The 10705-nt window shown below is 71.0% G+C and carries 9 protein-coding genes; 3 read left to right on the forward strand and 6 right to left on the reverse strand.

Annotated elements, in window-relative coordinates:
• Positions 1-6 precede the first annotated feature (6 nt).
• The 5 genes from ABZX40_RS40280 to ABZX40_RS40300 form a co-directional block, all read right to left on the reverse strand.
• Positions 7-2415 (reverse strand): FAD-dependent monooxygenase, encoded by a 2409-nt coding sequence (locus ABZX40_RS40280; RefSeq protein WP_355748532.1) that lies wholly within the window; start codon positions 2413-2415, stop codon positions 7-9.
• A gap of 235 nt (positions 2416-2650) precedes the next feature.
• Positions 2651-3562 (reverse strand): amino acid ABC transporter permease, encoded by a 912-nt coding sequence (locus tag ABZX40_RS40285; protein ID WP_355748529.1) that lies wholly within the window; start codon positions 3560-3562, stop codon positions 2651-2653.
• Positions 3559-4236, reverse strand: a complete 678-nt coding sequence (locus ABZX40_RS40290; protein ID WP_355748526.1) for an amino acid ABC transporter permease — start codon at positions 4234-4236, stop codon at positions 3559-3561. The genes ABZX40_RS40285 and ABZX40_RS40290 overlap by 4 nt, the downstream gene beginning before the upstream one ends.
• A 242-nt stretch (positions 4237-4478) precedes the next feature.
• Positions 4479-5336, reverse strand: a complete 858-nt coding sequence (locus tag ABZX40_RS40295; RefSeq protein WP_355748523.1) for a glutamate ABC transporter substrate-binding protein — start codon at positions 5334-5336, stop codon at positions 4479-4481.
• 130 nt (positions 5337-5466) lie between these two features.
• Entirely contained in the window at positions 5467-6243 is a 777-nt protein-coding gene (locus tag ABZX40_RS40300) for an amino acid ABC transporter ATP-binding protein (protein WP_355748520.1), read from the reverse strand.
• Positions 6244-6616: 373 nt separating this feature from the next.
• On the opposite strand from ABZX40_RS40300, the gene ABZX40_RS40305 reads away from it, so the two are divergent.
• Together ABZX40_RS40305 and ABZX40_RS40310 are read left to right on the forward strand one after the other, a co-directional pair.
• The gene (locus ABZX40_RS40305) at positions 6617-7303 is read left to right on the forward strand and encodes a response regulator transcription factor (protein WP_355748517.1); all 687 of its coding nucleotides are present in this window, start codon (positions 6617-6619) and stop codon (positions 7301-7303) included.
• A 9-nt stretch (positions 7304-7312) separates the two neighbouring features.
• The gene (locus ABZX40_RS40310) at positions 7313-8707 is read left to right on the forward strand and encodes a HAMP domain-containing sensor histidine kinase (protein WP_355748514.1); all 1395 of its coding nucleotides are present in this window, start codon (positions 7313-7315) and stop codon (positions 8705-8707) included.
• 232 nt (positions 8708-8939) lie between these two features.
• Here ABZX40_RS40310 and ABZX40_RS40315 read toward each other — a convergent pair whose 3' ends face one another.
• Positions 8940-9923 carry a TAXI family TRAP transporter solute-binding subunit gene (locus ABZX40_RS40315; protein WP_355748511.1) on the reverse strand — a complete coding sequence of 328 codons (984 nt, stop codon included), beginning with the start codon at positions 9921-9923 and terminating at the stop codon, positions 8940-8942.
• 179 nt (positions 9924-10102) lie between these two features.
• Here ABZX40_RS40315 and ABZX40_RS40320 point away from each other — a divergent pair, with 179 nt between their 5' ends.
• Positions 10103-10507 carry a MazG nucleotide pyrophosphohydrolase domain-containing protein gene (locus tag ABZX40_RS40320; protein WP_355748581.1) on the forward strand — a complete coding sequence of 135 codons (405 nt, stop codon included), beginning with the start codon at positions 10103-10105 and terminating at the stop codon, positions 10505-10507.
• The last annotated feature ends 198 nt before the right edge of the window (positions 10508-10705 follow it).

Below are 10705 nucleotides of genomic sequence, written 5' to 3' on the forward strand. Positions count from 1 at the left end.
CCGCCCTCAGCGCACCTTCGCCGTGCTGCCTTCCGGATCCGTGGTGGGGCCGGTTCCGGATCCCGACCCCGACCTGGATCCCGGCCCGGTTTCGGATCCCGACGCGGACCCGGAACCGGAACCGGCCGCGGGCCCGGATTCGGAACTCGATCGGGACTGGGCCCCGGGCCCCGCACCCGCGCCGCGCCCGCCTCCGGAACCGGCCGCCGTCTCCTCGGTCGCCACCGAACCCCCGGCGCCCTCCGATGCCCCACCTTGATCGGCCCCATCGGCCGCCCCGCCCTTACCGGTCTTCCCGGCGGTCTCACCCTTCTTGGCCTTCCTGGACTTCCCAGCCTCTCCAGCCCTTCCAGCCCTTCCGGCCCCTCCGCTCTCCCCTTGCCTACCCGGCTGATCCGAGCCCGCCAAGCTCTCCGAGAGCTCCGAGCGCTCCGAGCCACGGGAGCCGTTGGAATCACCGGGTCGCCCAGTGCCGCCGGAGTGCCCGGCGCCCTCCAACCCCTCAGCGGACCGCTCCCCACCACCGGACCGCTCCCCACCACCGGACCGCCCCCCGACAGCCGCCTCCGCCGCCGCGTACAGGTCCGCCGGGCGGACGCCGCCCAGGGCCGTGACGAGGTGGCCGTCGGGGCGGATCAGCAGGACGGTGTGGGCGCCCGCGCCCGGGTAGCTCTCGGCGACCAGCAGCTCGGCGGGATGGGGCAGCGCGGTCACGGCAGCCGCCAGCCGGGGCATGATCCCGGCGGTGACCCAGTGGCGGCGCTCCCACACCCCCGTGCCCGGCGCGATCAGGACGACCAGGAGACGGCCCCGGCCCAGCCGGTCGCGCAGCCGGACGAAGGAGCCGTCCTCGGCGGTCACCCGGACGTCCACCACCGGCGCGCCGGGAGGCGTGTCCACCGGGACCTCCGCCTGAATGTGGCGCGGGGCGAGCGGCGAGTCCGGGTAGACGCCCGGCGCGCCGAGAGGACCCCGGCCGAGGTGGGCGTCGGTGAGCAGGAGATCGTTGCCCCGGGTCGCGCCGGGGACGTAGGCGCGCAGGCCACCGCCACCGCGCAGCAGCGGCAGCGCCTGGTCGGCGGCGCGCAGCCGAGCGGCGATGACCGAGCGCCGCTCGGCCTGATAGCTGTCGAGCAGCGCCTCGTGCGGCCCGTGGTGCCAGGCCAGGGCGAGTTTCCAGGCGAGGTTGTCGGCGTCGCGCAGATTTTCGTCCAGCCCCTGTGTGCTGAACGCGCCGAGCAGGTGTGCCGCGTCGCCCGCGAGGAAGACCCGGCCGACCCGCCAGCGCCGGGCCAGCCGGTGGTGGACGGTGTGCACACCGGTGTCCAGGAGGTCGTACGGGGGGGTGGTGCCGCCGTCGTCCGTCCAGCCCGCGAGGGTCTCCCGGATCAGGGTCACCAGCAGTTCGGGGGTGACCAGGTCCTTTCCGGGGGGCAGCAGCCAGTCCACACGCCAGACGCCGTCCGGCAGCGGCCGGGCGGTCACCTCCCCGCCCGAGGGCCACGAGGTCCGCCAGGGCGGCGTCCGGTGCAGCAACGCCCGGTCCGGCCAGGGGAGTTCGGTGCGCAGCGCGGCCACGGCGTGCCGTTCCACCGCCGTACGGCCCGGGAAGCGGATGTCCTGGAGTTTGCGGACGGTGGAGCGGGGGCCGTCGCAGCCGACCAGATAGCTGCCCCGCCACCAGGTGGGGCGGGGGCCGCGGGTGTGGGCGGTGACGCCGGACGGTTCCTGCTCGATGGTGTCCAGCCGGCTGTCGGTGGCGATCTCCACCAGCGGTTCGCGGGCCAGCGCGGCGCGCAGGGCGCGGGTCAGGATGTGCTGGGCGATGTGCAGTGGCGACGGGCCCGCGCTGCCGGGTCCCTCGGCGCCGTCCCGGCCGCCCTCGCCCTCACGGCTGCCCTCCCGGCCGTCGCCCGCACCCGGGGCATCCCCCCGCTCGCCACGCCGGTCCCAGCCGTCCCGACGGTCCCAGCCATCCCGCCGGTCCCAGCCATCCCGCCGGTCCGATCCGAACCGCCCGTCCAGCACGTCACCGCCCCGGCTCCCCGGCCCCCCGTACACATCGGGGTCGACACGGTCGTCGGCCCCATCGCCGAAACCGCCATCCGGGCCGCCGCCCGACCTGCCGTCGAAACCGTCATGGAACCCATCGTCGAAGACGATCTCGCGCATCACCTGTCTGCGCCGCATCGACCGCCATCCGGCCCAGTGGGCGCCGGCCCGGTCGAGGGGCAGGCCGGTGAGGCGGGTCAGCAGGGCGGCGGTGTCCTCGCGGAGCACGGCCGTGCGGGCGAGCCGCGGTTCGTCGGCGCCCGGGGTCTCGTCCAGGACGACGCACGGCACCTCCTGGCGGGCCAGCGCCAGGGCGAGCGTGAGCCCGACGGGCCCCGCGCCGACGATGATCACCGGGTCCACGACGCGGCGCCCCCTGCGCGCGATGGTGTCCGGAGGGACATATGTGAACAGAAGGTGGGAGCAGGGTGCACGATCACAGAACGTATGCAACCCATTGCCAGTGCCCTCGTCAAGTGACCGGGGGCAGTGGCGATCATGCCACTGCCCCCGGTGTCACAGCAGGCCATTGACGGATCATCAGTCCGTCATCGGCCGGTCGCCCGAGCCGGCGACCGGGTCGGGCGACCGGGTCGGCTCAGGCCGGACCCTTGCCGGCGCCCTTCCCGAACGTCCCGCCGACCTCCGCCGCGTTCAGTTCCTCCACCTGGTCCGCGCCGAGCACCGCGCCCGTGCTGCGCTTGCTGCGGCGCAGACGCTTCTCCAGCCAGCTCGCGAAGCTGGTCAGGATGAAGTTGATGACGATGAAGAGGATCGCGACGACGATGAAGCTGGGGATGACGTTGGCGTAGTTCGCGGCGAGGGTGCCGCGGGAGTTGAGCAGCTCGGTGAAGTTGAGCAGCACACCGCCCAGCGCGGTGTCCTTCACGATGACGACGAGCTGGCTGACGATCGCCGGGAGCATCGCGGTGACGGCCTGCGGCAGCAGGATGAACGTCATCGTCTGGCCCTTGCGCAGTCCGATCGCCTGCGCCGCCTCCGTCTGCCCCTTGGGCAGGGCGAGGATGCCGGCCCGGACGACCTCGGCGAGGACCGAGGCGTTGTAGAGCACCAGGCCGGTGACGACCGCGTACAGCGGCCGGTCCTCGCTGCTGATGCCCGCGAAGCCGACGTAGATCTCGTTGGCGAAGAGCATCAGCAGCAGGACCGGGATGGCCCGGAAGAACTCGACCACCGCGCCCGCGGGGACCCGCACCCACTTGTGGTCGGACATCCGCGCTATGCCGAAGACCGCGCCCAGGGGCAGGGCGATGATCACGCTCAGCGCCGCGGCCTTCAGGGTGTTGAGGAGGCCGGGGAGCATATAGGTGGTCCACGCCTCGCCCTGGGTGAAGGGCTCCCAGAGCGCCCACTCCAGCTGGCCCTTGTCGTCCATGGTCCGCCATACCCACCACACCAGGACGACGAACAGGACGATGGACACCACCGAGAGGATGATGTTGCGCACCTTGGCCCGGGGGCCGGGGGCGTCATAGAGGACGGAGGTCATCGCTTCACCGCCAGTCGCTTGCTCAGCCAGCCCAGGATCAGACCCGTGGGCAGGGTCAGTACCAGGAATCCGAAGGCGAAGACCGCGCCGATCAGCAGCGTCTGGGCCTCGTTCTCGATCATTTCCTTCATCAGCAGCGCGGCCTCGGCGACGCCGATGGCGGCGGCCACGGTGGTGTTCTTGGTGAGCGCGATCAGGACATTGGCCAGCGGGCCGATGACCGCGCGGAACGCCTGCGGCAGCACGATGAGCGTCAGGACCTGGGTGAAGCTCAGCCCCAGTGCGCGCGCCGCCTCGGCCTGCCCCACCGGCACGGTGTTGATGCCCGAGCGCAGTGCCTCGCAGACGAAGGCGGCGGTGTAGGCGGCGAGGCCGAGCACCGCGAGCCGGAAGCCCTGGAGCGCGAAGTCGTCGGGGGCGCCCATGGTCACGCCGAAGATGTCGGCGAGCCCGAGCGAGGTGAAGACGATGATCACCGTGAGGGGGATGTTCCGGACGATGTTCACATAGGCGGCGCCGAAGCCGCGCAGCAGCGGTACCGGGCTGACCCGCATACCGGCCAGCAGCGTGCCCCAGACCAGGGAGCCGATGGCCGAGAAGAAGGTGAGCTGCACCGTCATCCAGAAGGCGCCCAGCAAGGTGGGGTCGTCGTAGTTGGAAAGAAAGTCGAACACGGTCTCCCGCACTTCCGGGTGGGTGGCGTACGTGGCGGATCCCGGGCGTCGCCGTGGTGGGGGCGGCGGTGGGCCCGGGGAGTTCCGCGTCGGCCGCGGGCGTCCGCGCCAGGCGTGGACCCCCGCTCACTGACGGGTGGGGTGGCCGACCGGTTGCCCGGCCACCCCACCCGTCGGCTGCGCTACGGCCCGAAGGTCCCCGGGACACCGGGTGCACCGGGGACGGGCCGGGCGGGCGGGTGCTACGAGACGACGTTGCCGATCTTCGGGGCGGGCTCGTTCTTGTACTCGGCCGGGCCGAAGTTGTCGGTCACGGCCTGCTGCCAGGCGCCGTCGCTGACCATCTTCTCCAGCGCCTCGTTGATGCTGTTCACGGTCTCGGTGTCACCCTTCTTGACGCCGATACCGTAGTTCTCGTTGCTCAGCTTCAGGTTGGTCAGCTTGAACTGGCCCTGGTACTGGTCCTGGGCGGCGAAGCCCGCGAGGATCGAGTCGTCGGTGGTCAGGGCGTCGACCGCACCGCTCTGGAGGCTGGAGATGCACTCGGAGTACGTGCTGCGCTGCTGGAGCTGCGCGTCCGGCGCGATCTCGTCCTTGACGTTCTGCGCCGACGTCGAACCGGTGACCGAACACAGCTTCTTGCCGTTGAGGTCGGTGCCCTCGGCGATGTCCGAGTCGGCCTTGACCAGCAGGTCCTGGTGGGCGAGCAGATACGGGCCGGCGAAGTCGACCTTCTCCTTGCGCTCGTCGGTGATCGAGTACGTCGCGGCGATGAACTTGACGTCACCGCGGGCGAGGGCGTTCTCGCGGTCGGCGCTCTTGGTCTCGACCCACTCGATCTGGTCGGGCTCGAAGCCCAGCTCCCCGGCGACATACGTCGCCACATCCACATCGAAGCCGGAGAAGTCGCCGCTCGGCTCCTTCAGGCCCAGACCGGGCTGGTCGTACTTGATGCCGATCTTGATGGTGTCGCCGCCGCCACCGCTGCTGCTGGCGTCGGAGCCCGCGTCGGTGCTGCTGCTGTCGCCGCCGCACGCCGTCGCGGCCAGGGAGAGGACGAGGGCGGTCGCAGCCGCTGCGGTGGCCTTGCGGAGCTTCATGGTGAACATCCTTCGTGTGGTGAGGAGATGGCGTCCGTACGGTGGGGGATGGCGTCGTCTTCGTTGCGGCTGCCACGGCCCTTCGTCGGGTCCGCCGCGCCGGTCGGTGAGCGGCCGGGGCCGCGACCGCTCAGTGGTGCAGGATCTTCGACAGGAAGTCCTTGGCGCGGTCACTGCGCGGATTGCTGAAGAACTGGTCGGGTGTCGCCTCTTCCACGATCCGGCCGTCCGCCATGAAGACCACGCGGTTGGCGGCCGAACGGGCGAACCCCATCTCATGGGTGACGACGATCATGGTCATGCCGTCCCGGGCGAGCTGCTGCATGACCTCCAGGACCTCGTTGATCATCTCCGGGTCCAGGGCCGAGGTGGGCTCGTCGAAGAGCATCACCTTCGGTCCCATGGCCAGTGCCCGCGCGATGGCGACGCGCTGCTGCTGGCCGCCGGAGAGCTGGGCGGGGTACTTGTCCGCCTGGCTGGCGACACCCACCCGGTCGAGCAGTCCCCGCGCCTTCTCCTCGGCCGCCCGCTTGTCGGCCTTGCGCACCTTGATCTGACCGAGCATCACATTTTCCAGCACGGTCTTGTGCGCGAAGAGATTGAACGACTGGAAGACCATGCCGACATCGGCGCGCAGCCGGGCCAGCTCCCTGCCCTCGTGGGGCAGCGGCCGGCCGTCGATCGTGATCGAACCGGAGTCGATCGTCTCCAGGCGGTTGATGGTGCGGCACAGGGTGGACTTACCCGACCCGGAGGGGCCGATCACCACGACAACTTCGCCGCGGTCGATCGTCAGTTCGATGTCCTGGAGCACGTGCAACGCGCCGAAGTGCTTGTTGACGCTCTTCAGGACGACCAGTTCGCCGGTCGCGGCCCTATCGTCCTTGGCCACCGATACTTCGGTCATCGCTTACTGGCTCCGTCCTCCTCGGTTGCGGAGGACAGTAGCCAGCCTGTGCGATCAGCGTCATCAGATCTGAGGCGAATTTGAGTATCACGAAACGACTACGGCCCGCCCACGACCCGACACGCCTTGTAACAGGCGCTAGCACCCGCGTTTCGTGCGCGTAACGGTAGCCGCTCACACCCGGAACCCCCTTGACGGCACTGTCGCCGATCGGCGTGACTGCCAGGGTGCACGCGCGCGTACGCGGAGCATCCACGCGCGCGACACGGTCCACAGGGGCCGTACGGGAGGGCTTCGGCCACTGCTGAAGATCCGTTCGCAGGATCTTTCTAACCGTCGGGACCGTACACGCGATGAACCGAAGGAGGCCGGGATGCGACTGCTCCTCGTCGAGGACGACAACCATGTGGCCGCCGCGCTGTCCGCGATTCTCGCCCGGCACGGCTTCGACGTCACCCATGCCCGCAACGGCGAGGAGGCCCTCAGGGCCCTGGTCCCCGAGGGCGCCGGCTTCGGCGTCGTCCTGCTCGACCTCGGACTGCCCGACCAGGACGGCTACGAGGTCTGCGGCAAGATCCGCAAACGCACCAGCACCCCGGTGATCATGGTCACCGCGCGCTCCGACGTCCGCTCCCGCATCCACGGCCTCAACCTCGGCGCCGACGACTATGTGGTCAAGCCCTACGACACCGGCGAACTCCTCGCCCGGATCCACGCCGTCAGCCGCCGCACCGTCCACGAGGACCCGGCCGCCGGCGGCGACGGGGCCCTGCACCTCGGAGCCGTCCGCATCGAACTGCCCACCCGGCAGGTCACCGTCGACGGCACCCTCGTCCAGCTGACCCGCAAGGAGTTCGATCTGCTCGCTCTGCTCGCCCAGCGGCCCGGAGTGGTCTTCCGCCGGGAACAGATCATCAGCGAGGTGTGGCGCACCAGTTGGGAGGGGACGGGGCGCACCCTGGAGGTCCATGTGGCCTCGCTGCGCGCCAAGCTGCGCATGCCGGCCCTGATCGAGACCGTACGCGGCGTGGGCTACCGGCTCGTCGCCCCGACCGGCTAGCGGGCCCCGGTGCGCACCAGGCTGCTCCCGCTGCTCATCGTCCTGATGGCGGCCGTCCTGTTCGCCCTCGGGGCGCCGCTCGCCGTGAGCATGGCCTCCGCCGAGCAGCAGCGGGTGGTTGTCGACCGGATCGACGACACCGCGTTCTTCGCGGCCGTCGCCCAGTTCGTCGCCCCGTCACCGACCGACGCCGTCGACCAGCGCCAGGAGATCCTCGACACCGAACTCGACGCCTACCACCAGGTGTACGGCATCCGGGTCGGGGTCTTCTACGTCGATGAGAACGTCATGTCCCGCGCCCCCGAGCAGTGGCGGCTGCCGGACGAGGGCGAACTGCGGGACGCCTACGCCGAGGCGCTGCTCAGCCGCCGCAGCGACGACCCCGAGCAGGTCTGGCCCTGGCAGAGCCGACGGCTCGTGGTCGCCTCACCGGTCATCCGGGACGGCGATGTCGTCGCCGTCGTGGTCACCGACTCGCCGACGGACCAGCTGCGGGAGCGCATCCTGCGGTCCTGGCTGGTGATCGGCGCCGGGCTGATGGCGGCGATGCTGCTCGCCGTCGGCGCCGCGCTCCGGCTGACCGGCTGGGTGCTGCGCCCCGTACGGATCCTGGACGCCACCACCCATGACATAGCGACCGGACGGCTGAAGTCACGGGTCGCGGTCGGTGGTGGACCGCCGGAACTCCGGCGGCTGGCCCGGTCGTTCAATGAGATGGCGGACAATGTCGAGGATGTGCTGGAGCAGCAGCGCGCCTTCGTCGCGGACGCCTCGCACCAGTTGCGCAACCCCCTCGCCGCGCTGCTGCTGCGGATCGAGCTGCTCGCCTTCGAACTGCCCGAGGGCAACGCGGAGATCGCCTCGGTGCAGACCGAGGGCAAGCGCCTGGCCCAGGTGCTGGACGACCTCCTCGACCTGGCGCTGGCGGAGCACGCCGAGGCCGATCTCCGGCTGACCGACATCGGCTCGCTCACCGCCGAGCGGGTCGCCGCCTGGGCGCCCACCGCCGACGCCAAGGGTGTGCTGCTCACCGGCGACTGCCCGGCCACCACCGGCTGGGCCGACCCCGTCACCCTGTCCAGCGCGCTGGACGCGGTGATCGACAACGCGCTGAAGTTCACCCCGCCCGGCGAGGCCGTGACCGTCACCGTGGCCTCCAACGGCGACAGCGTCGGCATCGTCGTCGCCGACCGCGGACCCGGCCTCACCGAAGAGGAACTCTCCCGGGTCGGCGACCGTTTCTGGAGAAGCGGACGCCATCAGAACATCAAGGGCTCCGGTCTCGGCCTCTCCATCTCCCACGCCCTGCTCGCCGCGGGCGGCGCCTCCCTCACCTACGGCCATCACGCCCCGCACGGCCTGGAGGTGCGGGTGCGGGTGCCGCGGGGTGGGCCGGGGGTGTGACCTGGGGTGGGGGCTGGGGGTAGGGCTTGGGGGTAGGGCCTGGGGGGTGATGGCCGTAGGGCCGGCCCGGGGTTTGATCCGAGGTGCGGTACGGGGTGGGGGCCGGGGTGTGGCCAGGGGTGCGTGCGGTACGGGGTGTTGTCCGCGGTGTTGTCCGGGATCCGGTCCGGGGTGTTGTCCGGGGTCCGGTCCGGGATGTGGCCCGCGGTGTTGTCCGGGATGCGACCCCGGGTCAGGGTTTGACCGAGCGGTAGTAGCGGCGGGCGCCCGCGTGCAGGGCGAGGGGCTCGGTGTAGATCGCGGTCCGTACGTCCACCAACTGGGCCGAGTGCACATGGTTGCCGATGACATCGCGGCTGTCGATGACGGTCCGGGTGAGCCACTCGGTGACCCGGGGATCCATGTCCTTGCGGGTGATCAGCAGATTGGAGACCGCCATGGTGGCCACCGGCTCGGACTGGATGTCCTTGTACGCGGACTTCGGCATGGTGGTGGCCCGGTAGTAGCTCATGCCCTCGTCGGTGGAGTGCAGCTTCGCCACGAACTCGGGCTCCAGGGGCACAACGGCGAACCGATAGGTCTCCGCCAGCCTGAGCAGCCCCTCCGTCGGCAGCCCGCCCGACCAGAAGAACGCGTCGATGTCACCGCTCTGGAGCCGGCCCGGCGCGGTGTCGATCCCGTCGGCCATGGCGTCGACCTCGACCCCGGCCGCCTCCAGCACCCGGTCCGCTATCAACCGCACCCCCGAGCGCAGCGGTCCGACCGCCACCCGCTTGCCGCTGAGATCCGCGACGCTCTTGATGCCCCGGTCGGGCCGGACGACGATATGCACATAGTCGTCGTACAGCCGGGCCACCCCGCGCAGTTCAGCGGCGCCCGGCTCGTCCGCCAACTGGTACGACTGCACCGCGTCGGCCGCGGCGATGGCGAAGTCGGCCTCGCCGGTCGCCACCCGCTGCACGTTCTGCTGGGAGCCGTCGCTGTTCTGGAGCGCGATGTCGAGATCCGGCATGTCCCGGTCCAGCTCGGCCCGCAGCAGCTCGCCGTACTTCTGGTAGACGCCCAGCGGGGTGCCGGTGCTCAGGGTGATCGTCCCGCGCGGCGGCTCCTCGCCCAGCGGCAGCAGCCACCACAGCAGCAGCCCCAGGACGACGACCCCGGCGGCCGTGCCCTGAAGCGCCCGGCGCCGGCCGATCCGCGGGAACTGCTTGGACATACGCGCGATCCTGCCAGTCCCGGGGGCGGCGTGACCAGGATCGGAATCACAACGAGACCTGACACCGGGCGGGAGCGCGCCCCGGGCTCGGGGAGAGCCGGTAGTGCGGAGAGAGCGGGGGCGGGGGCGTTGTCAGTGGCGGCGGTTACATTCTGTGCATGAGTGATTCGCCCGCCGCGCTGGTCCCTTCGCCCGCCGCCCTGGTCCATGAGTTCCACCGAGCCTTCGGGCTGGACGCCCGCAGTGCCCCCGCCGAGGTCTCCCCTCAACTGGCGGCCCACCGCGGTGAGCTGCTGGCCGAGGAGGCGGCGGAGGTCGCCGAGGTGGCGGTCGAGGGCCCGCTCGACCGGCTCGCGCATGAACTGGCGGACGTGGTGTACGTCGCCTACGGCACCGCTCTGGTGCACGGCATCGATCTGGACGCGGTCATCGCCGAGATCCACCGCTCGAACATGACCAAGCTCGGCCCGGACGGCCAGATCGCCCGCCGCGCGGACGGCAAGGTGCTGAAGGGGGAGCACTACGAGGCCCCGGATGTGTCGGCGGTGCTGCGGCGCCAGGGGTGGAGGCCGGGGGGTGTGTGATGGGGGAGGGGCGGTGAGGCGGTGAGGAGAGGGGGGCTTCAGCGCTGGTCCAGATCGGCTGAGACCTCGCCGTCGAAGCGCGGAGGGCCGGACACGCTCGGTGGACGCTGTTGGCTAATCCGGCTTCCGGCGTGACGTCGGCCTTCAAGACCCGGTTGTGGTCTTGAAGGCCGACGTTGGCGTTTGGGGAGGGTGTCG

The organism is Streptomyces sp. NPDC004610 (genome assembly GCF_040609715.1).
In the GTDB taxonomy this organism is placed as follows: domain Bacteria; phylum Actinomycetota; class Actinomycetes; order Streptomycetales; family Streptomycetaceae; genus Streptomyces.

Bases quoted from the DNA above. Each gene is read 5' to 3' on its own strand.
- ABZX40_RS40285 (WP_355748529.1), bottom strand. From the start codon at position 3,562: ATGACCTCCGTCCTCTATGACGCCCCCGGCCCCCGGGCCAAGGTGCGC.
- ABZX40_RS40295 (WP_355748523.1), bottom strand. From the start codon at position 5,336: ATGAAGCTCCGCAAGGCCACCGCAGCGGCTGCGACCGCCCTCGTCCTC.
- ABZX40_RS40300 (WP_355748520.1), bottom strand. From the start codon at position 6,243: ATGACCGAAGTATCGGTGGCCAAGGACGATAGGGCCGCGACCGGCGAA.
- ABZX40_RS40305 (WP_355748517.1), top strand. From the start codon at position 6,617: ATGCGACTGCTCCTCGTCGAGGACGACAACCATGTGGCCGCCGCGCTG.
- ABZX40_RS40315 (WP_355748511.1), bottom strand. From the start codon at position 9,923: ATGTCCAAGCAGTTCCCGCGGATCGGCCGGCGCCGGGCGCTTCAGGGC.